Origin of the sequence: Peribacillus deserti (assembly GCF_016909175.1) — a bacterium.
Taxonomy (GTDB): Bacteria; Bacillota; Bacilli; order Bacillales; family DSM-1321; genus Paraperibacillus; species Paraperibacillus deserti.
The window spans coordinates 101289-127386 of the sequence record NZ_JAFBFI010000011.1; the positions used below are offsets into that span (position 1 = coordinate 101289).

At 40.4% G+C, this 26098-nt stretch carries 26 protein-coding genes, 1 pseudogene and 2 riboswitches; of the genes and pseudogenes, 6 read left to right on the plus strand and 21 right to left on the minus strand.

The annotated features are described in order from the left end of the window. Window positions 1-72: 72 nt before the first annotated feature. On the plus strand, window positions 73-456 hold the full coding sequence (locus JOC77_RS13010) for an SA1362 family protein (RefSeq protein WP_204543973.1): 384 nt from the start codon (window positions 73-75) through the stop codon (window positions 454-456). 20 nt (window positions 457-476) lie between these two features. Here JOC77_RS13010 and JOC77_RS13015 read toward each other — a convergent pair whose 3' ends face one another. The 3 genes from JOC77_RS13015 to JOC77_RS13025 all read right to left on the minus strand — a co-directional run bounded on the left by JOC77_RS13015 (window position 477) and on the right by JOC77_RS13025 (window position 5207). Then, window positions 477-1361, minus strand: coding sequence for a patatin-like phospholipase family protein (locus JOC77_RS13015; RefSeq protein WP_204543974.1), 885 nt, complete (start codon window positions 1359-1361; stop codon window positions 477-479). Between the two features lie 120 nt (window positions 1362-1481). Next, the gene (splB, locus tag JOC77_RS13020; RefSeq protein ID WP_204543975.1) at window positions 1482-2507 is read right to left on the minus strand and encodes a spore photoproduct lyase; all 1026 of its coding nucleotides are present in this window, start codon (window positions 2505-2507) and stop codon (window positions 1482-1484) included. A gap of 168 nt (window positions 2508-2675) precedes the next feature. After that, window positions 2676-5207, minus strand: coding sequence for a vitamin B12-dependent ribonucleotide reductase (locus tag JOC77_RS13025; RefSeq protein ID WP_377337296.1), 2532 nt, complete (start codon window positions 5205-5207; stop codon window positions 2676-2678). Between the two features lie 926 nt (window positions 5208-6133). Here JOC77_RS13025 and JOC77_RS13030 point away from each other — a divergent pair. Further along, window positions 6134-6457 (plus strand): rhodanese-like domain-containing protein, encoded by a 324-nt coding sequence (locus tag JOC77_RS13030; protein ID WP_377337298.1) that lies wholly within the window; start codon window positions 6134-6136, stop codon window positions 6455-6457. Between the two features lie 167 nt (window positions 6458-6624). Here the strand turns inward: JOC77_RS13030 and JOC77_RS13035 are convergent. The 5 genes and pseudogenes from JOC77_RS13035 to gcvT all read right to left on the minus strand — a co-directional run. Next, window positions 6625-6720 (minus strand): annotated as a pseudogene (locus JOC77_RS13035) (transposase); the annotation flags it as partial. Window positions 6721-6724: 4 nt separating this feature from the next. After that, window positions 6725-7042 carry a hypothetical protein gene (locus JOC77_RS13040; protein ID WP_204544027.1) on the minus strand — a complete coding sequence of 106 codons (318 nt, stop codon included), beginning with the start codon at window positions 7040-7042 and terminating at the stop codon, window positions 6725-6727. 3 nt (window positions 7043-7045) lie between these two features. Next, the gene (gene gcvPB / locus JOC77_RS13045; RefSeq protein WP_204543978.1) at window positions 7046-8515 is read right to left on the minus strand and encodes an aminomethyl-transferring glycine dehydrogenase subunit GcvPB; all 1470 of its coding nucleotides are present in this window, start codon (window positions 8513-8515) and stop codon (window positions 7046-7048) included. After that, window positions 8512-9855, minus strand: coding sequence for an aminomethyl-transferring glycine dehydrogenase subunit GcvPA (gene gcvPA, locus JOC77_RS13050; protein ID WP_204543979.1), 1344 nt, complete (start codon window positions 9853-9855; stop codon window positions 8512-8514). Before gcvPA ends, gcvPB begins: the two co-directional genes overlap by 4 nt. Window positions 9856-9874: 19 nt before the next feature. Further along, complete coding sequence (gene gcvT / locus JOC77_RS13055; protein ID WP_204543980.1) at window positions 9875-10981, minus strand: glycine cleavage system aminomethyltransferase GcvT; 1107 nt, start codon at window positions 10979-10981, stop codon at window positions 9875-9877. Between the two features lie 178 nt (window positions 10982-11159). Continuing rightward, window positions 11160-11243, minus strand: a riboswitch (glycine riboswitch). A 3-nt stretch (window positions 11244-11246) separates the two neighbouring features. Further along, window positions 11247-11340, minus strand: a riboswitch (glycine riboswitch). A gap of 278 nt (window positions 11341-11618) precedes the next feature. Here gcvT and JOC77_RS13060 point away from each other — a divergent pair. Together JOC77_RS13060 and JOC77_RS13065 are read left to right on the plus strand one after the other, a co-directional pair. Then, window positions 11619-13307 carry a DEAD/DEAH box helicase gene (locus tag JOC77_RS13060; protein ID WP_204543981.1) on the plus strand — a complete coding sequence of 563 codons (1689 nt, stop codon included), beginning with the start codon at window positions 11619-11621 and terminating at the stop codon, window positions 13305-13307. Further along, window positions 13285-14073 carry a YqhG family protein gene (locus JOC77_RS13065; RefSeq protein WP_204543982.1) on the plus strand — a complete coding sequence of 263 codons (789 nt, stop codon included), beginning with the start codon at window positions 13285-13287 and terminating at the stop codon, window positions 14071-14073. The genes JOC77_RS13060 and JOC77_RS13065 overlap by 23 nt, the downstream gene beginning before the upstream one ends. A gap of 162 nt (window positions 14074-14235) precedes the next feature. Here the strand turns inward: JOC77_RS13065 and JOC77_RS13070 are convergent, their stop codons facing one another. The 8 genes from JOC77_RS13070 to comGA are packed head-to-tail and all read right to left on the minus strand — an operon-like array spanning window position 14236 to window position 18940. Continuing rightward, on the minus strand, window positions 14236-14421 hold the full coding sequence (locus JOC77_RS13070) for a YqzE family protein (protein WP_204543983.1): 186 nt from the start codon (window positions 14419-14421) through the stop codon (window positions 14236-14238). 37 nt (window positions 14422-14458) lie between these two features. Next, window positions 14459-14953 (minus strand): shikimate kinase, encoded by a 495-nt coding sequence (locus tag JOC77_RS13075; RefSeq protein WP_204543984.1) that lies wholly within the window; start codon window positions 14951-14953, stop codon window positions 14459-14461. A gap of 37 nt (window positions 14954-14990) precedes the next feature. Next, window positions 14991-15344 carry a competence type IV pilus minor pilin ComGG gene (gene comGG / locus JOC77_RS13080; RefSeq protein WP_204543985.1) on the minus strand — a complete coding sequence of 118 codons (354 nt, stop codon included), beginning with the start codon at window positions 15342-15344 and terminating at the stop codon, window positions 14991-14993. Beyond that, window positions 15341-16096: a competence type IV pilus minor pilin ComGF gene (gene comGF, locus JOC77_RS13085; RefSeq protein WP_204543986.1), complete on the minus strand. Its 756-nt coding sequence runs from the start codon at window positions 16094-16096 to the stop codon at window positions 15341-15343. The genes comGG and comGF overlap by 4 nt, the downstream gene beginning before the upstream one ends. Further along, window positions 16086-16562 (minus strand): competence type IV pilus minor pilin ComGD, encoded by a 477-nt coding sequence (gene comGD / locus JOC77_RS13090; RefSeq protein ID WP_204543987.1) that lies wholly within the window; start codon window positions 16560-16562, stop codon window positions 16086-16088. The genes comGF and comGD overlap by 11 nt, the downstream gene beginning before the upstream one ends. Beyond that, the gene (gene comGC, locus JOC77_RS13095) at window positions 16525-16836 is read right to left on the minus strand and encodes a competence type IV pilus major pilin ComGC (RefSeq protein WP_204543988.1); all 312 of its coding nucleotides are present in this window, start codon (window positions 16834-16836) and stop codon (window positions 16525-16527) included. Before comGC ends, comGD begins: the two co-directional genes overlap by 38 nt. Window positions 16837-16851: 15 nt before the next feature. Beyond that, entirely contained in the window at window positions 16852-17883 is a 1032-nt protein-coding gene (gene comGB, locus JOC77_RS13100; RefSeq protein WP_204543989.1) for a competence type IV pilus assembly protein ComGB, read from the minus strand. Beyond that, on the minus strand, window positions 17870-18940 hold the full coding sequence (gene comGA / locus JOC77_RS13105) for a competence type IV pilus ATPase ComGA (RefSeq protein ID WP_204543990.1): 1071 nt from the start codon (window positions 18938-18940) through the stop codon (window positions 17870-17872). Before comGA ends, comGB begins: the two co-directional genes overlap by 14 nt. Before the next feature lie 290 nt (window positions 18941-19230). Here comGA and JOC77_RS13110 point away from each other — a divergent pair, with 290 nt between their 5' ends. Next, window positions 19231-19476 carry a DUF2626 domain-containing protein gene (locus JOC77_RS13110; RefSeq protein ID WP_204543991.1) on the plus strand — a complete coding sequence of 82 codons (246 nt, stop codon included), beginning with the start codon at window positions 19231-19233 and terminating at the stop codon, window positions 19474-19476. Window positions 19477-19499: 23 nt separating this feature from the next. Here the strand turns inward: JOC77_RS13110 and JOC77_RS13115 are convergent, their stop codons facing one another. Continuing rightward, window positions 19500-20633, minus strand: coding sequence for a class I SAM-dependent methyltransferase (locus JOC77_RS13115; protein WP_204543992.1), 1134 nt, complete (start codon window positions 20631-20633; stop codon window positions 19500-19502). Between the two features lie 20 nt (window positions 20634-20653). Continuing rightward, complete coding sequence (locus JOC77_RS13120; RefSeq protein WP_204543993.1) at window positions 20654-21283, minus strand: MBL fold metallo-hydrolase; 630 nt, start codon at window positions 21281-21283, stop codon at window positions 20654-20656. A 335-nt stretch (window positions 21284-21618) separates the two neighbouring features. On the opposite strand from JOC77_RS13120, the gene JOC77_RS13125 reads away from it, so the two are divergent. Continuing rightward, the gene (locus JOC77_RS13125; RefSeq protein ID WP_204543994.1) at window positions 21619-21792 is read left to right on the plus strand and encodes a DUF2759 domain-containing protein; all 174 of its coding nucleotides are present in this window, start codon (window positions 21619-21621) and stop codon (window positions 21790-21792) included. Between the two features lie 54 nt (window positions 21793-21846). On the opposite strand, the gene JOC77_RS13130 is transcribed toward JOC77_RS13125, so the two are convergent. The 3 genes from JOC77_RS13130 to JOC77_RS13140 all read right to left on the minus strand — a co-directional run bounded on the left by JOC77_RS13130 (window position 21847) and on the right by JOC77_RS13140 (window position 26090). Beyond that, window positions 21847-22944: a YqgU-like beta propeller domain-containing protein gene (locus JOC77_RS13130; RefSeq protein WP_204543995.1), complete on the minus strand. Its 1098-nt coding sequence runs from the start codon at window positions 22942-22944 to the stop codon at window positions 21847-21849. Window positions 22945-23070: 126 nt separating this feature from the next. Then, complete coding sequence (locus JOC77_RS13135; RefSeq protein WP_204543996.1) at window positions 23071-24942, minus strand: LTA synthase family protein; 1872 nt, start codon at window positions 24940-24942, stop codon at window positions 23071-23073. A 188-nt stretch (window positions 24943-25130) separates the two neighbouring features. Further along, complete coding sequence (locus JOC77_RS13140) at window positions 25131-26090, minus strand: ROK family glucokinase (RefSeq protein ID WP_204543997.1); 960 nt, start codon at window positions 26088-26090, stop codon at window positions 25131-25133. Between the last annotated feature and the right edge of the window lie 8 nt (window positions 26091-26098).

The window sequence follows — 26098 nt, forward strand, 5'->3', positions numbered from 1 at the left end:
GGGAACTTTACGATATATAGAAGTTTAAACTTTATTAAAGATGCGAAAGATGCTCTTAAGGAGGTGGCTTTGTTGAATCGTCCAGTATCATTCTTAATTTTTGGAATAATCTTCCTAGGGGCAATCGGCTTGTTAGGCAATTTATTATCTGATCCAGCCGGCTTTATAAAAAACGCAGTAATATTAGCCTTAACTATAGGGATTGTCATCTTTGCTGTAAAACGATTAACAAGAAGTAAGCCTAATGCGAAACATGAACGTTCATTCATGAAAGCTGCCCGCGACTCAAAGAAACGTGTAAAAACCCGTGATGCCGCAAAAGGGAAAGCGGATAATGTCCAGAGCTTTTCTCTCGCCAAAAACCTAAAAAAGGCCAGAAACAAAAGTCGGTCAGATATCCACTTAACCGTTATTGAAGGCAAAAAAGGCAAAAAGAAAAATCGCGCATTATTTTAATGCGTGATTTTTTTTTCGCGTTAATAAGACCATCGCTTTAAAAAGGCTTCTGTATACGTTCTCCCCCACTCTATTAACTCCCGTTTCTTCTCCTCTGTCAGATGGAACTCTGTTGCCCCTGCACCCTTCGAAGGGATAAATAAAATGTTGGGAGTTAATTTTCTTGAAATATATCTCGAATCATGTGCATCTTTCATCGTTTCAAATAATCCTCCAAATAACTCAAAAGCATTTCCAATTTCCTTTGGCTCCCCGAGATATTGATCTGAGGAAATTTTCAGCCCTAATACAGGCCTTACTTTTTTAACATTTTCAGAATCAAACAGCCACATAGGAAAGTTGCTTAGAACACCGCCATCAACTATAAGATTCTTCTTCTTCCCAATTTTAAGTTTTACCGGTTCAAAAAAATAAGGAATACTGCAGCTCATACGCACCGCCTTAGCAACTGAAAAAGCCCTTGGGTCGATTCCGTAATGCTGCAGGTCATCCGGCAGTACCATCAGCTTTGCATTGCTTAAATCGGAAGCAATTACTCTGAATGCCTGCGGCGGCCAGTCAGAAAATGAATGAATGCCCTTCTGTGCAAGTTTTGACTCAATCCAATTCTCCAGCGCATCCCCTTTATATAGGCCCATCCGCTTATACAAAAGGAGCCACTTTGCGAATGGAATGGGAAGCCAAAGCTTTCTTTCATCCAGTAATTTGCGAAAATCCGTTTCTTCCATCATGTCCTTTATTTCACTGCTTGAATATCCTGCCATTATAAAAGCAGCTATAATGGCGCCGGCACTTGTGCCTCCAATACGAATAAACTTAATCCCTCTTTGCTCAAGCGCTTCATAAGCTCCGACAAATGCCAGCCCTCTGATGCCTCCTCCTGAAAACACACCGTCTACCTGCATCTGTCCGTCCTCCTGATGTACATATTGATACATCTTATGCCTGACGGTGCCAGCCTGACAGACAGTGACTGACCTTTTTTGTTTTACATCAATAATAAAGGAGAGCCATAAGGCTTCTCCTCAGGTAAAATATTGAACTTGTGATTGCGGAAAAAATTCTGCAATATATCCTCGAATCGTATCTTCTAATTCCTTAGCTTCTTCATTTTTATACACATATTTTCCGATCCCATAACGTCCCCATTTATATTTTCTTTTACTTTCATCCAGTTCAAGTTTTGATTTCGGGTAATTTTTCAGGATCACCTTTTTGGCAGGAGATGTAAAACGATGCTGGATCAATTCAAAGGTCAAATCTGAAAGATCCACACCCTGAAGAGAGGTATACAGCCTTTCAAAGAGCTCACGATACCCTTCTTCCCAATTTTCATGCCGATAAATAGGAGCAACAATAAACCCAAGCGGATAACCGGCATCCGCAACTTTTCTGGCAGCTTCTAATCTGCCTTCAAATGTAGATGTTCCCGGCTCAAAATGCTTAATTACATAACGTGAATTAACACTAAACCGGAAGCGGGTTTTTCCATTATGTTTGGCATCCAGAAGATGATCCACATGCTCAAACTTTGTGACAAAACGCAGGGCACCATATTCCTGTTCCCCAAAGAATTCGATGGCTCTTTTGAGCGAATGTGTCAAATGGTCAACGCCAACAATATCAGAGGTACAAGCAGCTTCAAACCTCGTGATCTCCGGCTTTCTTTCTTCCATATATTTAGCAGCCTGTTCAAAAATTTCTTCTGTATTTACATAGACTCTTATATATGGTTTACTGCCAAGAGTTGTTTGGAGGTAGCAATAATGGCAGTGGCCCATGCACCCTGTCGCAAGCGGGATCGCATACTCAGCGGATGGCTTAGAGGTATCGAACTTAAGAGTTCTCCGCACGCCGACTACCAGTGTGGATTTTGCCACTCTGTATTTCTGAAAATCACTTTCGCCTGGCAAATTTCTTATCTGATTATGTGAAGTTGTTTCTTTAATTTCAATATTCATATCTTCAAATTTCTTCTTAAGCTCCCTGCCGAGAGGATATTCCAGCGCCTTGGGCTCAATGTAAACAAGCTGTGGAACAAAAGGCTTCATGATCTTCACCACTTTTATGTGAAATTTAGGTATCCTTACGTAGTATTTGCTTTTCATACTAATACATGACTTCCTTGTTATGGCAGATAAAAATCGCAAAAAAGAGATGACATAGTCGCCATCTCTTCTTTTAAGTATCTATTAAAGATTATTACTGATCTTTTAAAATTATAATCCGCATTTCAGCTGCGAGCCGCAGTTTGTGCAGGTATTACAGCCACCCATTTCTTTAACCTTCCCTTTTCGGCAGACCGGACAAGTATTGCCTACTTCTGAACCGATGGTTACGTCCGTGGAGCGCAGAGGAGAAATTGTGTCAACGAGCACTACCTTTCTCTCTTCTCGAACTGTAGTGTCTTCTTCTTCAAACGTGTTTTCTTCTGCTTTCAAGGTTAATACCTGAGATTCGCGGCTTCCGTCTACATATACGGTTCCACCTTTAGCGCCGCCTTTATATAAACGCTCATATACCTTTTCAACCTGCTCTACAGTATATCCTCTAGGGGCATTAACGGTTTTGCTTATAGAACTGTCGATCCAGCGCTGAATAATGCACTGAACATCAGCATGAGCGTCAGGTGCTAACTCCATAGCAGAGATAAACCATTCTGGCAGTTCATTTGGATCAACCTCAGGATGCTTATCCAGGTACTCCTGAACAATATCCGCTTTTACTTCAATAAATTTGCCTAAACGTCCGCTTCGGTAATATGTGAAGGAGAAGTAAGGTTCTAATCCTGTAGAGACCCCGACCATGGTACCCGTGCTTCCAGTTGGAGCAACAGTTAATAAGTGAGAGTTCCGGATTCCGTTTTCTAAGATGTTTTCTCTAATATCTTCAGGCATTTTCTGCATGTACCCTGTATTTATAAACCGATTACGCAGTTCAGCTGTTTCTTGTTCTGTCTCGCCAATCAGAAATGGGAAGCTTCCTTTTTCAGCGGAAAGTTCTACAGAAGTTCGATAAGCTGTTTCAGCGATGGTTTCAAAGACTTTGTCTACCAAAAGATTGCCTTCCTCTGAGCCGTATTCTGTCTCGCAGTAAATCAATAGATCATGCAGACCCATTACTCCAAGTCCAACACGGCGCTCCCCGAGGGCCTGCTTTTTATTTTCTTCCAGGAAGTATGGAGTTGCATCGATTACGTTATCCTGCATCCGCACTCCAACTTCAACTGTCTTTTTAAGTTTTTCAAAATTTACGGATTTGTTATCCTTATCCGCCATTTCAGCAAGATTTACTGCTGCAAGGTTGCAGACGGAAAAAGGAGCAAGCGGCTGCTCTCCACATGGGTTTGTTGCCACTACCTGCTGACCGTAAGCTTTGGCATTTGTCATGTCATTAGCGTTATCAATAAAGAAGATACCTGGTTCAGCACTATAAGTTGCACAAACATTAATTAGGTTCCAAAGCTCCTTCGCTTTAATCGAGCGGTAAACACGAACCTTGTGTCCGAGTTTTTCCCATTCCCTGACATCCCCAACCTTGTGCCATTCACGGTTATATACTTCCATTTCCTCTTTGTCATAGCTTTCCACATCAGGGAAACGAAGGTCATACATTTCGTCATTTTCTACAGCTGCCATAAATTCCTTTGTTAAGCAGACGGAAATATTTGCGCCTGTCAGGAATTCAGAATTATGAACGCTGTAAGTACCGCCCGTACGAAGTTTTGCTTCAGCATCCTTAATTATTTTTTCGTTAAATCCGCCCAGGCCAGGCATGTTTTTATAATTAACGATTCCCTGGTACATAGCGTCTTCGGATTCAGTGAAAGGCGTAAATTTAAGTTTTTCACTTGCATACTGCTTAATCGTTTCATCCGTTGTATTTTCAATTAAGAATCTCAGGATCCGTGGATTCTGCATTTTTGAAATGATAAATTCGACAATATCAGGATGGGAATCTATAAGCATAATCATTTGTGCCCCGCGTCTTGATCCGCCCTGCTCAACAAGGTGTGTAAGCTTTGCAATGTCATCCAGCCAGGATACAGAACCTGATGATTTACCATTCACTCCTCTTGCCAGTGTGTTCCTAGGGCGGAGAGTAGACCCGTTTGTACCCACACCGCCTCCGCGGCTCATGATTTCCATAACCTGCTTACGGTGTTCAGAGATTCCTTCTCGAGAATCCTGAACAAATGGCATTACATAGCAGTTAAAATAGGTTACATCCGTGTCAGCGCCAGCTCCGTAAAGCACCCGTCCAGCTGGAATAAAGTTAAGAGAAACAAGCTCTTGATAAAATTTCTCAAACCATTCTTTTCGCTTTTCTTCTGTTTTCTCTACCGACGCCAGTCCTGTTGCATTTCGTTTCGCAATCTGCTCATAAAAAACTTCTAATGGTTTTTCGATGACATCTAGCGAGCGGTTAACGATCCCGGTTTCAACTTCTTCAGGCTTATCAAGTACACCGCGGAACTCCTCTTCAACCAGCACCTTCGCCTTTTTCTTTTCCCAATCAATATCTACAATATAACCGAGGCCGCGTGCCGGAAACTTCGGATCTTCCTTAATGGTTAATACTACGAAATCACCCTGCGTCAAAGTAACCTTAGCCGTATCTTTAAAAGAATAACGGTCAAGCATTACTAATTTGGAAACACCTTTATGTGTAAGCTTCATATCCCCAGTAATCGGGTGTACTTGTGGAAATATACTGATGTCCTGGTTTAATCTTTCAATATTCAGCTTCATAGTATGATTTAATACAACAGACAAAGCGATCTCTCCTTCAAAAACATTATAGAAAAAGCGACAAATTACGCCGTTTCAATTGGTGTACCCTAAATCTATCACACACAAACCGTTTTAATCAATATATAGGTCTTCTTAAATTTTCGACACACTATATATAGTGTTTTGTTCAAAAAGCGACAAATTTGTCAAACCAATAATCTAGTAAAAATCATGCGGAATAGTGAGAATAATGCTGATTTATATCATTTTTTGGCGGTTTTTAAACCGTTTTACCGTTTGCTTTTATTAATATTTCCTGAATCCCTTGATATCTTTGAAATTCCAGCTCAGTCAATAAATAAACTTCAAAAAAATATATTTATTTTTTAGATAGACTCTCTCAGAGCACATCTATACTCACCCATAATTAGTTGTTGACTTCGTGAGTTAATCGGTTACAGAGTCCAAAAGAGAAATGCGGGTGAAATCATGGCTGGAATCATTGATAGGCAGCCTAATGTAAAATGGCCGCACAGGGATGAGATAAAATGGAATTGGTATGATCCCAACCGGGCAGACGATGCGGAAAAAGCGCACTCGGGTTGTCGAAAAAGCGAGCTATTTGACCGAAGGCTAAATTGTGACGTTATTTATATGAACATATGGGGAATTACAAATTTTTATGGGGGTTTTTAAATTGTTGATGGGGATTTTAATTTATTCTTAATTCGGCTGAACGACATATATTTGGCCATACCTCGCTCAGGGTAGAAGTTTTATTTTACCACTTGAAAACATCCTGCCAAAAATAGTTTTGATTCTTGAGTCTATCAATTATATAATTAAAATTGCTGGAACTTTCAGTGTAAAAGGGGGTTTGAATATTGTCTACTATATATGTGTTACTGGTTATTTTAGGTGCCTTTATTATCTATACATTAATAATGTGGCTGAACCAAAGACGTATATTAAAAACGTTAACTCAGGAAGAGTTTATCTCTGGTTATCGAAAAGCGCAGCTGATCGATGTACGTGAGCCGAATGAATATGAAGCAGGCCACGTCCTTGGTGCCAGAAACATTCCAATGACCCAGATGAAGATGCGTTTGAAAGAGATACGTCCGGACAAACCTGTGTACCTTTATTGCCAAAGCGGAATTAGAAGCGGGCGTGCAGCACAGCTGCTTTCCCGAAAAGGATACAAAGACCTCAGCCATTTAAAAGGCGGCTTTAAGCGTTGGGGCGGCAAGATTAAAACGAAAGCATAATGATACAAATCCTCTGACAGGCCGCCTGTCAGAGGATTTTCTTTTAAGCCACCGGGCAATCAAGAACACTACGCCTGGACCACTTATAAGAATCAAGAATGCTGCAATAGAGTCTATTTAGCCTGCAATCTCAGTGAAACGAAAGTAAGCATCGCCAGAATCGACTATTTTTTAAGTCCCCTTAACGTTGTCCAACGCATGCCATGCTTTTCTTTTGCAACTGCGAATAAGCGTTCGACCGTTTCCTTGCGTTTCGCATAGATTGGATTACATTCTTGAGGTGACGCAGATGGTCGATTCCTCTTCAAACTCCTGTCCTTCCTGAGCAAATGGGATAGGAAAGGGCAGCCGTCTGGAAAGCATTCTCGTCACCTCAATCGTATTAATTTTAAAATAACTTCCGTAACATTCCAGACTAATTACAAACCGGTTGATTGGAGTGGAAAGCGAAGCGCCTGGAACGGAAATCAACAGACCCCGGGATAGGCCAAATAAAAAAGACTGCAGGCAAGCTCGAATTTCATCGAGTTTGCCTACAGTCTGACGGCTGATTGCTGACCTGAGCTCCCGTTCTACTAATGACACTTATTATGATTCATTTTTATATCGCAGCACAGGCTTGCGGGCAGCAAGTGTTTCATCCAGCCGCTTAATTACGGTGGTATGCGGTGCTTCCTGTACGATTTCAGGATTTTCCTCAGCTTCCTTAGCAATCTGGATCATGGCATCGGTAAAGGCATCAAGAGTTTCCTTCGACTCTGTTTCTGTCGGCTCAATCATAATACATTCCTCTACATTCAATGGGAAGTAAATGGTTGGCGGATGGTAGCCAAAATCAAGCAATCTTTTTGCTATATCTAATGTACGGACGCCCAGCTTCTTTTGGCGCTTTCCGCTTAGCACGAATTCATGCTTACAGTGTCTGTCAAATGGCAGATCATAATATGAAGATAAACGTCTCATCATATAATTTGCATTTAATACAGCATATTCTGTGACTGCCTTTAAACCGTCAGGACCCATGGTGCGAATATACGTATAAGCCCTTACATTTATTCCAAAGTTGCCGTAATAAGGCTTTACTCTTCCAATTGTCTGCGGGCGGTCGTAATCGAGCGTAAAAGCCCCTTCCTTTTTAGTTACAATCGGAGCAGGAAGGAAAGGAATTAAGTCTTCTTTAACACCTACAGGACCTGATCCAGGACCTCCGCCGCCGTGAGGGCCGGTAAATGTTTTATGAAGGTTTAAATGTACAACATCAAAGCCCATGTCTCCAGGACGAGCCTTGGATAGAACAGCGTTAAGGTTGGCGCCGTCATAATAAAGCTTTCCGCCGGCTTCATGGACGATTTGTGCTATTTCCAGAATGTTTTCTTCAAACAAGCCAAGTGTGTTTGGATTAGTAAGCATTAAAGCCGCCGTATCTGTTCCTACCACACGTTTAAGATCCTCAAGGTCAACCAGGCCGTTTTCATTTGATTTAACGGTAATCGTTTCGAACCCGGCGACAGTTGCAGATGCTGGGTTGGTACCGTGAGCAGAGTCAGGAACAATGACTTTTGTTCTTTCTGTATCGCCATTCGCTTCATGGAAAGCACGGATCATCATTAGTCCTGTCCATTCTCCGTGGGCACCGGCTGCAGGCTGAAGGGTTACTTCATCCATGCCGGTAATCTCAATCAGGTGCTCTTGAAGATCATACATAAGCTCTAGTGCACCCTGGACCGTACTTTCATCCTGTAGCGGGTGAATATGGGCAAAACCGTTAAAACGGGCAACTGCTTCGTTAATTTTTGGATTATATTTCATGGTGCAGGAACCGAGCGGATAAAAACCGGAATCCACCCCATGGTTTCTTCTTGATAGAGCTGTATAATGGCGCATAATATCAAGCTCAGATACTTCTGGAAGCTCCGCCTCTTCGCCTCTTAGGTATTCGCTTGGCACGATGCTGTCCAGGCTTATTTCCTCTATTTCTAAATCCGGCAGGCTGTATCCTATTCTGCCCGGTGTGCTAAGTTCAAAAATTAATGGTTGGTCTTGCTCATGGTTTGTCATGCGCCATCCCCCAATTCTTTCACAAAAGTATCAATTTCTTCTTTTGTTCTTAATTCAGTCACAGCAATCAGCATATGATTTTCAAGCTCAGGATAGCTTCTGCCTAAGTCGTAGCCGCCGATAATCCCTTTTTGAATAAGGCCATGATTAATCTCACTCACAGGCTTCTTAAGCTTAATGACAAATTCATTGAAAGCCGGCCCGTCAAAAACCACTTCAACCCCGCTCTGTTTAAGCTGAGTTTTAGCATAGTGTGCCTTTTGGATATTTCTTGCTGACATTTCTTTTACACCCTTTTTTCCAAGCGCCGTCATGGCAACAGAAGCAGCCAGCGCGTTCAGTGCCTGGTTAGAACAGATGTTGGATGTAGCTTTGTCACGGCGGATATGCTGTTCCCGGGCCTGAAGTGTAAGAACAAAACCTCTTTTGCCGTTCTCGTCTACGGTCTGGCCAACTAAGCGGCCCGGAACTTTACGAACGAGCTTATTAGTAACTGCAAAATATCCACAATGCGGTCCGCCAAATGCCGTCGGAATTCCAAATGGCTGTGCGTCCCCGGCTACGATATCGGCTCCAAATTTCCCTGGAGGTGTTAATGATCCAAGTGCAACCGGATTGCTGGACACAATAAACATCGATTTATGTGTATGGACGATTTCTTCAATTTCTTTTAAAGGTTCAATTCTTCCAAAAAAGTTTGGATATTGTACCACTACGCCTGCGATGTCATCACCTGCAAGCTCCTTAAGAGCGTTAATATCCGTAATTCCGTCCGCATATGGGATTTCAATAACTTCAATATATTGTCCTTTGGCATACGTTTTGACAACATCTCTAGTTTCAGGATGTACAGCAGCTGAGATTAAGATTTTTTTGCGGCGGGTCTGGCCGGCACTTAGCATAGCAGCCTCAGCTAATGCTGTTCCTCCGTCATACATCGAAGAGTTCGCAACATCCATTCCTGTCAGTTCACAAATCATGGTTTGAAATTCAAATATCGCCTGCAGCTCTCCCTGGGAAATTTCAGGCTGATATGGAGTGTAAGCCGTATAGAATTCTGAGCGGGATATAACATGATCCACTATCGTTGGAATGTAATGGTCATATACACCAGCACCTAAAAAGGAAGTATTTTGCTTCAGATCAGCATTTTTGGCAGCAAGTCTTGTTAATTCTTTCAACAAGGTTGATTCTGGTGCAGCAGCTCTAATGTTGTACTCGCCTTTAAAGCGGACACTTTCAGGAATATCCTGGAATAATTCATCTATAGACCCCACACCGATTGTATTAAGCATTTGTTCTTTATCTTGTTCTGTCATCGGTAAGTAACGATGCTTCATGGTTAATTCCCCTTCCCTCTTAGTTTTTTGGTCTTTTATAAAATGGTGTCGCCACAACTCTCGCTTTTAGACGCTTCGAGCGTATTTCAACCTCAACTTCAGTTTCAAGCTCTGAGAATTCTTTTTTCAGCAGAGCTAAGCCTATATTTTTCTTAAGTGTCGGCGATTGAGTTCCTGTCGTAACTTCGCCAATTAATTCTCCATCTGCATATACCGGGTACCCATGGCGCGGAATGCCTCGGTCTATCATCTCAATACCAGCTAATTTGCGGGGCGCCCCATTTTCTTTTTGTTCTTTTAGAACAGATTTCCCGATAAAATCCTCGGTTTTATTGATATTTACAGCAAAGCCAATCCCGGCTTCAATAGGAGTTATATCAGGAGAAAGCTCCTGTCCGTACAGCGCTAGATTCGCTTCAAATCGAAGGGTATCACGGGCGCCTAGGCCAATTGGAAGCACTCCCTCTTCTTTCCCAGCCTCAAGGATTTCTTTCCAGAGTTTAGTAGCCTTATCGCTGCTGCAATAAATTTCAAAGCCATCTTCTCCTGTATAGCCAGTTCTCGAAACAAGAGCAGGTATACCGGTAAGCTCCACGTCAGCCTTAAATTTGAAGAATCCGATTTCTTTTAAGGACTCGTTTGGCGCAAGCTTCTGCAGCACTTCTTCAGCCTTCGGGCCCTGTAAAGCGAGCTGGGCTATTTTATTTGATATATTATGTAGTTCACAGTTTTCAGTTAAATTCTTTTCTAACCATTCGTAATCTTTTTGTATGTTTGCTGCATTCACAACCAGCAGGTAATCGTCATCTGCTTTTTTGTAAACGATCAGGTCATCGACTGTACCGCCATTTTCATAGCACATGGCCGTATATTGAGCACCGCCGTTTTTAAGTTTAGAAACATCATTTGTCATCATTTTCTGCAAAAATGACAGACTTTCAGGGCCTTTCACTTCAATTTCTCCCATATGAGAAACATCGAATAATCCTGCATTCTTTCTGACCGCTTCATGTTCTTCTTTAATACTTGAGAATTGTACAGGCAGGTCCCAGCCTCCAAAGTCAATCGTTTTTGCTCCGTATTCCGCATATACCTCGTATAATGGCGTTCTCTTTAACTCAGACAAAATATTACCCCCTAAAAGCGAATGATTACCAGCTTCCAAAGCCAGGTATTAGAAGAACTAGAATTTTATTAAGTCCACTAGGATGAAAGCAAAATTCGGCTGTTTTCCTTATGCGTTAGGATTGTACCTTCCTATTCGCAAAAAAAGACAGGGAAATGCCGTTTTATAACGTCATTTTCCCTGTCCTGTTACCTGAAAGTTTACCCTTTTATGGGCTTTCCCCTTTGGTGGTTTAAGCAAGATGCTTAAACACTCTCCAGAGCCGCGTCCAGCAAGAGTTCTTTTGCCTGAGAGATTCACTTCCTAAAAAGCTTGCTCCTTCGGCGCTGTTTCTTAACAGTCTCTCCCCTTGCCTTCATTCGCTTATATTAAATTCATTTATGGCCATACTAATACAAAGATTAATTATAAGTGAAAAGTATGATAAATTTAAAAACTTTGAAAGCTAGTTTCATCCTATCATTATAATTTATATTTTTGCAATATATTTTTTCTAGAAATAAAGCAAAAAACCGCTTTCAAATATAAAAAAATTAAATATAGTTCGTCATTACAACTTTTTCATTCTCAAAAAAAACATAAAATATCGATTTTTTATCAAAAATACGAACATTTGACTTTCGAGGAGGTCAAGATTATGAAAATCCACGTAGATTTTGATTCCCAATGGGAAGAAGGATTATTGGATAAAATCGAGTCGGACGGTCCCTGGGCAAATTGGGAGCTTTATAAGCTGGCAGTTGAAGTGGAAAAGCATCTCGTAGTACCAGAATTTGAGGGTCTTCAGGCTCCTAAGCATTTACCGCAGCTTAAGCCCCTTCCCCATCAGCTTGAAGCCGCAAGAGAAGTTGTTGAAAATATGCATGGCAAAGCTATATTAGGCGACGAGGTAGGCTTGGGAAAAACCATCGAGGCTGGTTTAATTCTTAAAGAATATATGATTCGGGGATTAGTCAAAAAAGTACTAATTCTAGTCCCAGCCTCTCTTGTTTCTCAATGGGCTTATGAATTAAACAGCAAATTTCATATTCCAGCCGTTGCACAAAGGAAAAGCTATGTTTGGGAAGCATATGATGTTGTGATCTCGTCAATAGACACGGCAAAGAAGCAGCCCCACCGAGATATTATTTTTGAACAGCAGTACGACCTTATTATTGTGGATGAGGCTCATAAGTTAAAAAATAATAAAACAAAAAACTATGAATTTGTACAAAGCCTTAAGAAAAAATTTTGCCTTCTGCTTACGGCAACGCCTATTCAGAACAGGGTAGATGAGATTTTTCACTTAGTATCCTTATTGAAGCCCGGGCACTTAGGAAACGCTTCTTTATTTGCCGAAAGGTTCAAGGGTAAAAAGCGGGACTTAAATGAAGATAAGCGTCTTAAAGAACTTGTAAACAAAGTAATGATCAGAAACCGGAGAGCAGATACAGGCATTGAATGGACAAAGCGCCATGTGGAAACGGTTTTGATTGAATTTACAGAACAGGAACGTGCCTTATACGAAGCTGTTTCGGCTTTCAAACCATATGGAAACGAATCCATCGGCAGCGCTTTTTCAACGCTTACTCTTCAAAGGGAAGCATGCTCAAGCCGGGAGTCGGTTTATTACACACTCAAAAAAATGCTGCAGAAAACTGAAGATCCTGATGCTTTTTATGAGACTAAATTAAAGCCTATATATGCCCTCATAGATTCTATTGAACAAAATTCGAAAGCCGAAAAAGCTCTAGAGCTTATAAAAAAAATAGAGGATAAGGTTATCATCTTTACTGAATATAGAGCCACCCAGATGTATCTGCAATGGTTTTTGAAAACAAACGGAATCAGCTCTGTTCCTTTCCGGGGCGGATTTAAACGCGGGAAAAAGGATTGGATGAAGGATTTATTTGAAAAGCAATTTCAGGTACTTATCGCGACAGAAGCAGGCGGAGAAGGTATCAATCTTCAATTCTGCCATCATTTAATTAACTTTGACCTTCCTTGGAACCCTATGAGGCTGGAACAGCGGATCGGGCGTGTTCACAGGCTCGGCCAGGAGCACGATGTGATGATTTATAACTTCGCCACGAGGAATACCGTTGAAGAGCATATCCTAAAGCTGCTTTATGACAAAATCCAGCTGTTTGAACGAGTGGTCGGAGAACTGGATGATATATTAACTAAACTCGATATTGGAAAAATTGAGGATTATTTGATAGATGTGGTAGGACATTCTAAAACCGAGGGTGAAATGAGAATCAAAATGGAGAATCTTTCTTCTATGATTTCTTTTGCCCAGGATATTAAAAAGGGTGAAATGAATGCAGCAAGCGGAAATTCATAAATTTTTAATTCAGTATTTCGAATCCAATGACTGTGAAATCGTGGAAACCCATCCAGGCTATTTTGTTGTTCAGTTAACCATAGACCAGGATAAGCTGTTAATGAACCGGCCATTTTACTGGCATTATCTTGAAAAAACAGGCGGTGAACCTAATCCGGCCAAACTCACTATTATAACCGATCCTGAACAGGCTCCTGATGATATTAAAGGAGAATTCATTCACTTTGGATCTCCTAGACTGCATCAAATTTTCGAAACGACTAAACAGCTTTCAAGTTATATCCGGCTCTTTGAGGATTGCAAGAGCAGCTCACAGCAGAATCCCTTATTCCCATGGCTGGGTTTAAATGTAAAAGTTTCGTTTCAATGCAACAGAAAAAAAGATATTTTTCTATCACTTGGCCTTAATCTTATTTCCGGCCAAATTCATGAAGCATTTCATGATCAAGTGCTGTCACTTTCAGTTACACCCAAAATTCCTGATTATTCCTACACACTTTCCCCGCTGATTATGCCGAAAAGCGGGATTGCAAGGCTTGATACCCATATCCGGACAAGTTTGTCCTTTGAAGACCACTCCTGGGCAGAAGAGGCATTTACAAGATGGAACAATGATCTTGAATTGCTGGAAAACTTCTATCAAGACCAAGACAAAGGTGAAAGTTATGAAACGGAAAAAGAAGCACTCCGGGAACAATATGAACCCAGAATCTCCATAAAGGTGATAAACGGAGGGCTGTTTTATTTGAGTGAAGCAGCTATATAAGAGCTTTCTATATGCCCTTAAGCCGACAGAAATGAGGGACTGCAGCAGTGAATACCGCTTTGCTGTTCACTAGGTCTGTCTGGCAGCAGCGGGAAGAGCAAGAGCAAGAACACAATTACAAAAACAAGCAGCCCCTGATACATACCTAGGGCTGCTCTCTTCTTAGAATTTTTGATTCTTCTTAAACAGCATGGAAAGGGATAATGGGATAAACCCAAACCAATTATAAGAAAGAGACGACTTAGTCTGCTTCCTCTCTATCCGCTTACTTCTTCTCTGTTCCTTTGGCTGATCGTAGAATATAATAAGCTGCTGCGTTACATATTTTACAAGATCGTTTGTAGACATTTGCATACCACCCGTTTATCAGTATGCCCTATCCAGTCTAATTTATACACTCGAGAATCTCTCTGCATACCTCTTCTGCTGGTTTGGATGTGGTTGAAATAGTCACAGATGCGAGAGTATAAATGGGAAGCCGTTCCTGATAAAGCTGCTTGATCTGAATTTTTTTATTACCGGCGATTAACGGCCTTGCCGTATCTGTTACAAGCCGTCTTTCTATCTCATCAAGATCACAGGCAAGATATACAGTTGTTCCTTTCTCATTCATCCATTCCCTGTTCTCCTCATTTAACACCGTGCCGCCGCCAACAGTTATGATGCAATCTGTTATTGGAAGTGTTTTTAATATCTCAGTCTCTTTTTGCCGAAAATAAGCTTCTCCTTTTTCCGCAAATAAGTCTGAAATACTTTTTCCTTCGGATCTTTCAACCTCTTGGTCTGTATCATAAACAGGCAGCCCGGTAAGTTCCCCCAGCATCATTCCTACCGTCGTTTTGCCCGACCCCATGAAACCAGTAATGTATATTGCCTTCATTTTTTTACACCTCTAGCCTATATTTCTATCCATTCTATCATCTTTTGCTGAAGAGAGTCATATTTAAAATAGCTTCCATTTTCCGATTCTCTTTCGTAGAAATATAGACATGTATACTCACGATACCAGCGCTTTCCGCTTTCATTTCATAATATAAATCTCCATGCAGATAAAATAAAAATCCTGTATTTGTATGCTCTTTGCTTACAATCATCTCCATTATTTCATTTGTACCCAGCCGAAGGATATGATCGGCTTTAAGCTTTTCAGCACTTTCATAATAAAATTTCTGTTCTGTGGAAAATAAGTCTATCGCTGCTGTCAGGGCCATAAAAAAAACAGCGGCAAAAATCAAAACCATGGGAAATACGGTGCCATTTTGGTTTTTCAAGGGTCTATGCTCCTCCTAATGGGCAAAAGAAAGGCGTTAAGAGAGTTGCCATATTGATCTTTCACTTCGAGGTTCAAGCCTTCTCCCTCTGTTTTAACATGGAATGATTGTGTATTTTGAAGTAGAATTTCGTGGCCTGAGCCATCAATTCTTCTTCTAATTTTATCTTGATATTTCTCAATCGTAATCGTTCTGTTTTTTACAAAAAGAGTTAAGGTGCTACCTGCTGCTGTCTGCATAGTAGAAGTTCTTATATCCCTATTAATCTGATGCAAAAATAGTTCCCATTCCATTTTATTGATGCTTTTTACTTCAAAGTCTTTTTTTAGAAAGATCATCCCTGTCAAGATTAAGGAAGCTAAAGTTGATAAGATGACGACAGATAGCAGCATTTCAATCAGTGTAAAACCCTTCTCATTTTTCGCAAGATCACATAGTTCAACCTTCTTCTGACTTAAATTTATATATTGAACACAGCCCTCCTGGTATAAAGGATAATCCGCACTTTCCTTCCATGTGACTGCGAATTCGATTCCATCCTTCTTAAGAACTCCAGTCGGCAGTTGAGAGATGCCGGCGGAGTCTGCTCTCAAAAGCTGTTCATCAAGAAGATGTCTTGCTGTCATGTAAATATACGCATTCTTTCTGTCTGTCTTTATTTGGACATATAGAGGAATACAGGATGAAATCATAAAGCAAATAACCAGCAGTGCAGCTAAAAGTTCTGCATAAATATATCCATTATCCTTCATTTATATAAAATCTTCCTTTTCCAAGCATAAAATGGATCCTGCTTGTTTTTTTACCATGAATTATATAAAGCACGCCTGCTTTACTGATATTGCCCGAAGGTACAAAGTGAAATTTCAAGCCCATAGTACCAGGCAGGATATCAAGATGCTTTGGTATACCCTTTGTAAACACTTTTCCTGCAGGTGTTGAGCCGGTATAGGCATGTCCAGCGGAATCTATGGTTATAAACAATAGCGTGCCATTGCTTATTGCATATTGCTGTCCATATTGTATATCGCTGGTAAATTGCTTGAGAAATAAACTGGTTTTGAAATCTTGATGAGTTTTAAAATTAAGCTGGCTGGAAATTGAAAGGATCATGAGGAATATAGAAAGGACAAAGAGCGATTCGATAAGTGTAAAGCCTTTTTCATTTGTGATGGTGAGCTTAAGATTCGTCTTCAGCAGGTGCCTCAGTTGCTTCACCGTTAGCTCCTATTATTACCGCTGTCCCATCCGGGCATGATTTTTGTTTTAGGTATTTTTCAGTCACTAACACGTCTATGTCTGAAGGAGGTGCATTATTGTCCAGTTCGTACGATTGAATCTGAGCATCGACCATTTTTAGAAAAGCCTGGCAGCCCTTTGAACGAACAGTGGTTTGATTTTTAGTAATATTAGGGATGGTAATAATTAATAGAACAGAAATAATCAGCAGAACAATCATCATTTCAATAAGGGTAAATCCTTTCTCATTCATAGTGTGCAATCTCCTTTATAAACTGTTTAATAAGGAATACATAGGCAAAAGAACAGCCATATAAATGCTGACGATTAATAAACCGACAATAGCAAACAAGGCTGGCTGGACAACCTTTAAATAGGACTCTATTCTTTCTTCGAGCACCGATAGCAGTTTTTTGCTGTAATATGAAAGCTCTTGATCTAGTTTTCCATATTTTTGCCCGCTTGCTGTAATGGTTGCTAAATTGTTTTCAAAATAAGGCAGAGTGCTTAGAATACTTTCAAGCGATCTCCCTTTGGTTAATTCATGTTGAATGTTCTCACAAACTCTCTGATAAAATGGCTGCTGACCCGACATTGAAAATAAATGAAAACTTTCATTAATGGAAAGCCCGCCGGCGAGCAGACCGCTAAGCTGACTGGCAAAGAACTGAGTGGTGAAAATCCGTATAAATCGGCCTGCAACAGGTATTTTTAACTTGAGAGACATTTGTTTAAGAGGGCATAGTTTTCTGTACCAAAGCAAGTAGTACATTCCTGATAAAAAAATGAGAAGCAGCGTTATCAAGGGAAGTTTTTTTAGGAAATGTGAAAAGGAGGAAATTATCTTGAGGTAAGTATTGCCCGATGGGTTCATCGATGCAAATAATGTCTCAAACTTAGGAAGAAGAAGATTTTCAAATCCATAAAATACAAGAAGAACAAAAAGGAGCAAAAACAGAGGGTATAAAACGAGCTTTTTCATTTTTTCAACTTCTATACTTCTTTTTAACCAGAAACCACCCGCTTCCTTTAAACTTTTTGATAGCATCCCATGCTGTTCTGAAAAATAGACATAGCTTGTCATGTTTCTCTGAAAATGAAGGGCTTCAAGTACCGAATAAAAGGGACTGCCTTCTTTTAGAAGCTTGAGGGCATAGTCAAGATCTTTTGCCTTTTTACTGTTCTTATTCAGCTGAACAAATGTTAGGGCATGGGATAATGAATAGCCAAGCTCCAGCAGTTCACCAAGTTCAATCAAAAATCCTGCCTGTTCTTTCACAGGCCACTTACTGATTTTCATATTCGTACACCCACCGGTAAAATTCTCTCTCCTCCACGTATCCGAGAGCTACAGCCTTATTAATTTCATCCTTTAATACCCGGAATCCTTTGGAGCTGCTTTTCCCTTTTGCTTCTGCAAAAACCGCCGCTAAATTCTTTCCATACAAGAGCTCATATACACTTGCTCTTGGTTTCCTGAAGCGGCTGCTGCATGTTTTTTTACAGGCTCCTCCACAGGATGGACATGTGAGTTCTAAAAGCCTCTGGGCAGTCACCCCGATTAGCGTCTGCTGGACCTCCTGAAGACTCACACCAAATTCTAGAAGTCTGTAAACCGCGCCTTTTGTATCTCTTGTATGCATCGTGGAGAGTATTAAGTGCCCGGTAAGAGCTGCTCTAACGGCAATTTTCGCTGTTTCTGCATCCCGTATTTCGCCCACCATAATGATGTCGGGATCATGCCGAAGAGCTGCCTTTAAACCAACAGAATAGGTAATGCCGGCTTTTTCATTGATTTGAACCTGAAGGGCTTGTTCGGAATGGTTTTCAATCGGATCCTCTAGAGTGATGACATTGCGGTTAATAAATTCAGAAGCATGATTTAATAAAGAGTATAACGTGGTCGTCTTGCCGCTTCCAGTCGGGCCAGTGAAAATGAGTAATCCATGAGAATGTTTTAATAAGGCCATAAGCTTGGAAACTGTTTTAGGGAAGAGCGACATTTGATCAAGCGGGAGAATCTGCTGCTGGGGAATGAGGCGTATGACTAAGCTCTCTGTGTTTGCAGTCGGAAGCGTCGAAAAACGCAGGCCGACCTGTGTGCTGTCAATTGTTACAGAAAATGAACCACTTTGGGGCCTTCTTTTTTCGCCAATATCCATGGAGGCTAAAAACTTAAAATGGGAGAGCAGCCTTAGAGCATGCTTGTGCGGGAGTACTTCATAGTGGATTAAGTGATTTGCAATTCTTAGCTGTACCTGGAAATCATCTTTCCGGGGGATAATATGAATGTCTGAGGCCTGCTGTCGTAAGCCAGCGGTCAATATCCGATCGGCTGTTATTTCAATAGGCTCCAATAATACCACCTTCCTTTCTTGTTAATAGTATTTCGACATAATTGGATAAATACCTGCAGATTTCTTCCTTTATTTTTTAATTTTTTCAAAATACTAATTTTTCTACGTATAAAAATATGAGAATTAAAATTTCCTGTTTGATTACATCCGAAATCCCGGATGATATAATGTAATTGTTTTCATTTTCTCCCAGCATCATTACGAGTGGCGGCAAACTATTCTTTACATTCAATATCTTGTTAATTTATAATAATTTAGGAAATACCGTTATGGACAAAGGAGGGGAACACATGGAGCGTATGTATAGAGTACTTGGCTTCTGGACAGGTATCTTCGCAATCTTCTTCTATATGGGAGACATGCCAACAGCAGCTTTGCTATTTTTCGGTCAAACTGGATTCTTTGTTTTATTAAGTTACTTAAAATTATCAGAACGTATGTACATTTATGTTTTTGGAGCATACCTTACAGTCTTTTTCGCTGGATTTACCTATTGGACAACTTTTATGATGACACCTGGGGCCGGCGGGCATTAATACGAATACTTAACCCATGAAACTCAGGTTTCATGGGTTTTTCCATTTTCGTTTTCAGTGAACAAAACGTTTCTTTTATCTTCAAGCCCCTTTAACTGAAGATCAACTCTGAAGAAAGAACTGATGCCGCCGGGAATCAATAAATCCCTGATGGCTCTGTTCCTCTTGCTTTTTTCAGTAAAAGGATTGGGATCATAATGTTCTTCCAGTTCTTTCAGGATGCCAAGCTGCAGCAGAAACTCATCCTGTCTTAGTAAATATTCTTGAATGAATCCCCGGCTTTTTAAATAACTGCTTAACGCTGAAAAGTGAATATGTGAGGTAATGTCCATTTCTCCCGGTTTTTCCAAAACATCTTCAATCATTTCATGCTTATAATAACCCCTGAGGCTTCCCCTTCGGTGCTGCGGGAGCTCCCATTCATCGTGGGTATATCCATAATCCATCGTAACCATTAAACCCTTTGTAAGTATACCTGCTATCTTTTCCAGGTACTCCAGCATAGGAAGCGGGATTTCCAGCCGCTGCTTTTCCTGTAATACCAATTTTTCATTTTCTAAATAGCTTATTATTTCGCTATTTTCCAGAGGTACGAGGTGCTCGGCAAGATCATTCCCGCTGGAGTTGCAGCTAACCATAACTTCAAACAGCCTGCCGCGATACATTTCTATTACATGCACAGGAAACGCGTCAAAAAACTCGTTTGAAAAAACGATTCCCTCTATCTGTCCTAGTTCCTCAATTGTGCTGACTATCTGCACATGTTCAAAAGAACTTAAGCAGTCCTGCTGCAGCTTTTGATGAAAAGGGCTCGTTTCCACTATATAATAAACTGTTTTACTATACAGCTCCGGGTCCGTCTGCTTAATAGATTCTAAAATATGGCGTGCAAGCTTGCCGGTACCTCCGCCAAGCTCACAGATCACTGGAGTTAAACCGCTTGTATGGAACAGCTTGCAAAACCACTTTCCAAGCAGAGTTCCTAGAACATCCGAGAGATTGACGGAAGTATAAAAATCGCCCTGCTTCCCAATTTTCTCTCCGTCTTTCATATAGTATCCAAAGTGAGGGTCATAAAGAGCCATCTTCATATAATCGCTATATGTAATGAACTGGATTTCCTGTCTACGAATCTTCTCTTTTATTAAATGAAGCATGATTTCCCCCAGATACTCTTCTATACAAGAAAAGGATTTTCCCTGCTTTCTTCTCTGATGGTTGTGGCCGGCCCATGGCCAGATAAAACTACAGTATTATTTGGCAGAGTCAGCAGCTTTGTTTTAATGCTTTGAATCAGCTGTTTATGATTTCCGCCTGGAAGATCGGTTCTTCCAATGCTTCTGTTAAATAAGGCATCCCCAGAAAATACTGCTCCTAATTCTTTAAAATAATAAGATACACTGCCAGGTGAATGTCCCGGTGTTTCAAGCAATTCAAATTCAAATCCTTTGACCGTCAGCTTTTGTTCCCCTTTTACGATATTTTCTGCCGGGCTTAGCTTCAGCGGGCTGCTCGGTGTAAACAATTTTGATCCATTTAAGCTTGGATCGATCAGCCAGTCTGCTTCCTTTTCATGGATATATGCCTGAATTTTGTATTGCTTTCTTATATCATCTAAAGCTCCGATATGATCAAGGTGGGCATGGGTCAGCAGGACCGCCTTTGGGATCAGCTCTTTTTGAGAAATAAAGCTGATAAGTTTTTCAGATTCATCCCCTGGATCAAATATCAGGCATTCTTTTTGTCTATTAACCAGTATATAACAGTTTGTTTGAAAGCTTCCTAAAGGCAGCTGGAACCATTTCATTGCTATCATCCTCCGCATTTTGCTATGTATCCTTAACATTAAACATGCCGAAATCAAAATGCAAGAGATTGAAGCAGCAAACATATCATTTCCGTTTTCATTTCCAGCTGTCATGGTATAGATAGAAAAAGGTTAATGTGGTATCTGTGCATGACGGAAACGCTTTCTAATGCAAAGGTATACTGCTCGATTTAACCTCGACAAATATTTAAAAAACCATTAAAATAATAACGAATGCAATTTTCTCTACATATTTTTAGTAGAATTACCGTCAATTGGATATTGGCAGTTGTTTAGTAAGTTTCTTCACATATATACAACAAGGGGGCTTAAAGATGGGTTTATCAATAATTTTTGCGCTAGTGACAATTCTTGCAGTATTAGGTCTTTTTAGTTCTTTGAAAAACAAAAATCTAATGGGTATTATATTTGCAGCAGGTTCAGTTGCCGTATTTGGATGGTTTACAGTAATGACTGTTTTAAATCATGGCTACCCAGCTGGACACTAATAGTAATAAAGAAAAACCTCGCATTTGCCGAGGTTTTTCTTATTTAAAAAAGTCTTAGAGAAGGTTATAGATTTTTTTGCTTCTCATATTTATTATTTTTTCTAATCTATTTCCGATCAGGCACCAGTCGGCATCAGGTGACAGCTGGATCAGCTCATTTGGGATGTTTTTCAAAATGGTCTCGCTTTCCCCTGTTTTCCAATTATATTGTATCAGCCGAAAACTATCCTTCCCTTCCTCATCAACCCTCGGAACAACTGCTGCAAAAATATTCTTTTTTTCACTAATGCCTGTTTGGGGCAGCGTCCAGCCTGAGGCATTCTCTAAAAGGGGCACTTCAAAGGAATGGCTGTTTTTTAGGCTTCTATTGTAGAAGGTGTACTTTCCTTCATCTTCTGAAATCATTTCCAGTGTAACGAGCACATTCTCTTTCTGTTTAAATTCAATAACATGTTCCTTCAGCACTCTTTTTTCTTGTTCCGATATATCATCTATGATTAATGGAGCTGATTGACCGGACGTCTTCCTGTCCCACGCAAGATAGAGGAATTTTTCTTTCGAATGCCATTGTGGGAAGGGCTGAGCAGTGTTTAATTCCTCCGCTGTATATAATGCTGAATCTACCACATAGCACCTAAAGCTCCAATCCTCAGCAAACGTAGTGACTAAAAATTGATCTTGGTTAAATGAATTCCATTCAATATGAATTTCTGCCGATGGAAGAGCTAATGTATAAAGCTTGCTGCCATCGGATCTAAGTACAGTTATTTCTGCTTTTTCATTGGAAACAGATGAGTGAATAATCAATCTGGATTGGTCAGGATTTATATAAACAGAAGAGATGGCGGATGGACTTTCATAAAGGGTTGTCTGCGAACCAGACCTTACATTCATTTTTTTCAATAGAGTCTGTGTACCCTGCAGGGCAGTGAATACAATTTCGTCATCATTGATCCAGCCTGCAATTTTGTCGACTTTTATATGTCCAGCGGTAATTTTTTGAGGAATAAACTCAGTTTTACTGGAGGAATGGCCATTGGTTTTAGGAATTTTTTCAGGTTCTTTTTCAACAGAAGAACTGAATTGACAGCCTGTAACAATAAGACTTGTACTGAGCGCCAGTATGGATACATTTTTCCATGAACCCTTCAACTCCCTTTCACCCCCAAATAATGAACGATAAAGCTCTTTCTTTAATTATATAGGAAAAGGCCGATAATCATAATGAGAATTTAAAAAAAGAATCGGCTGCCGCCGACTCTAAATGAAGTGCCATTTTCACTGAGATTTTTGTTTTGAATTCTTTCCAAAGAAGCGCAGCAGATCACCGTAGACAATTTGATCAGAATACTGGAGCTCAAGATTTGCTTTTTCTATAAAAGGCTTGCAGACATGCGGATCAGCCGGCTGACCGGTTGATTTAGAATAGCATGTATCCTTTGTGTAAATATAATCCCTAGTAACAAAATTTCCGCCTCGGAGTACAGCAAAATCCTGTTTGTCTGGACTTAATAAATCATTTCCAAATTCCAGGCCGACAGCACTTTTTATTCCTAATAGATGAAGGATAGTTGGCTTTAAGTCAACCTGTCCCGATGCCCTGGAAATGGTCTTGCCTTTTTCTCCCGGAACATGAATAATGACAGGGACCTTTTGCAGCTGTACTTCTTCAAAAGGAGTAATTTCCTTTCCTAAGTATTGTCCCATTGCTTCATTGTGGTTTTCTGAAATTCCATAATGGTCTCCGTACAAAACAATGACTGTATCGTCGTATAGCCCTGAATCTTTTAAGCCTTGTATAAAATCTTTGAGAGCCTCATCTGTATACCTGACAGTTGGGAAATACCGATTAAGTGTTTTACTGCTCGAGTTAAACTCGTCAATAAATTGATTTTCTTCATCTAAAATATAAGGAAAATGATTGGTCAATGTAATTAATTTTGCATAAAAGGGACGCGGCATTTGTTTTATATGTAACAGGGACTGATCAAAAAAATCCTGATCCTTTAAGCCCCAGCCTATTGAGTTTTCCTGTGTCACCTTATAGTCCAGCAAATGATAATAGCGGTTGTAGCCCAGTGATTTATACATAAGGTCGCGATTCCAGAAGCTTTTGTTATTTGCATGCATGGCTGCAGTGTAATATCCCTGCTCAGCTAATATTCGCGGGGTGGCAAAATACGTATTCTGCGGGTTTGTAAAGAATACCGCTCCCCGCCCAAGCGGATAAAGGGAATTTTCCACAAGGAATTCAGCATCCGATGTTTTTCCTTGCCCTGTTTGATGATAGAGGTTGTCAAAATAAAAACTTTCCTTTATAAAATTATTAAGAAACGGCGTGATTTCTTTTCCATTGATCTTTCTATTGATTACAAATCCCTGGGTTGACTCCATCGAAATAATTACTAAGTTTTTGCCTTTAGCCGCGCCAAATAGCTCTTCATTCGGCTCAACTTTATTTGAATGAATATAATTTTGGATATCAGCAAGCTCGCTTCCATCAGCCAGGGCTCTTTGTGCCGTTGATTTTGTCTGCAGAAAAGCATCATATAAATGATAATTATAAGTTCCGATATTTTTCACCAGAATTTCCCGGTCAAATGTTCTAGTCAAGAGCTGCGGCCGTACAGCTTCTGCCAGACCTAAATTCAATAGAAGAACCCCTGCTGAGGCTGTATAAAAAAACCTTCGATCACCTGGAACATACTTTTTAAACCAAATAAATGCTGGCTTAAAAGCTGCAATTAGACAAAGAGCAAAGAAATCGAGGAAGTACCAGATATCGGCGGGACTGACTAATTCTGAGATACTGCTTCCAAGATCGGATATATTGCTCGTTTGAAACAAAACTGGAAAAGTAATAAAGTCATTATAAAAACGGTAAAAAACCACGTTTCCATATAGCACGGCAGATATGATAAAGCTGCAGGACACAATATACCGGATCCTGGATTTTTCGCTTAGAAAGGTAGCGATTCCCAGCACAAACAGTAAAAATGCCAGCGGGTTCATAAATAAAATAATTTCCTGTAGAATGCTTTCTCCAGTAATCCCAAAGCTTAGCTTATAAACAATATATGTCTTCACCCACAGTAAAAATGCAGCGATGCCCACGAACGAGATAGTTTTTTGACCAATCAGGCTGTGCATTCCTTTCCCCCTGTCTTTGTCATAGTATGTGAAAAATGGAAAAACCCGGTAAACTAGTTGGGATTATTTACCCTGCACATGGATGTTAAAAACCCTGCGAGGTTTCACTCCAATCAAAATAAAGGAGCTTTCTATTAAAGAAAACTCCTTTCTTATTATATGCAGGTAACAAAAGTTTAAGGCAGGTATCATTCGCCAAAAGCATTCTTTGCAAGCCAAGCAGCACCAATCACTCCAGCATCATTACCAAGGGTAGCAATCGCCATACTCGTTGATTCACGGACTCTGGTAAATGAAAACTCTTTAAAATATTTTTGGACAGGATCGAGAAGCACACTGCCTGCTTTTGATACTCCCCCGCCAATTACAATAATTTCAGGATTTAATACATTTGCAACGTTTGCAGACGCCAGGCCTAAATATAATGCTAATTTATCCCGGACTGCAGAAGCGATTGTATCTCCTTCCTTTGCCAGGTCAAAAATATCTTTCGAAGTAAATGAGCCGTTAAAATCCCGAAGTTTTGAAGGTTCATTGTTCTCCTCGAGTGCTTCCTTTGCTAATCTTACTATGCCTGTTGCGGAAGCTAATGTTTCAAGGCATCCCGTTTTTCCGCAGTTACATTTAGCTCCGCCCTCAGTAAGAATGGTAATATGACCAATCTCTCCTGCTGCCCCGCTTATTCCAGTCACGATTTGGCCGTTAGCAATAACTCCGCCTCCAACTCCAGTTCCGAGTGTAATGCAGACAAGATCCCTTGCTCCGTTGCCCGCACCTTTCCACATTTCTCCCAGTGCTGCCAGGTTGGCGTCGTTTTCAATCACAGCAGGAAGCGATGTTTCCACTTCTAAAAGCTGCTTCAGAGGATAATCCGTCCAGCCAAGGTTTATTGCTTCATAGATGGCCCCTGTACTCGAATTAACAGGGCCCGGTGCGCCCATCCCAATACCCAGAATTTTGTTTTTGGTCTGCCCAAGTTCATCTAATTTTGCATCTATCGTTTTGGCAATGTTAGTGGTAATATTCTTGCCTTTTTCACTTTTATCAGTTGGTATTTCCCACTTATGAATAATCTCACCATAATAACTGATAAAGGCCAATTTTGTAGTTGTTCCCCCTAAATCCACTCCGACAAGCCATCTTTCCATTTTTTCAT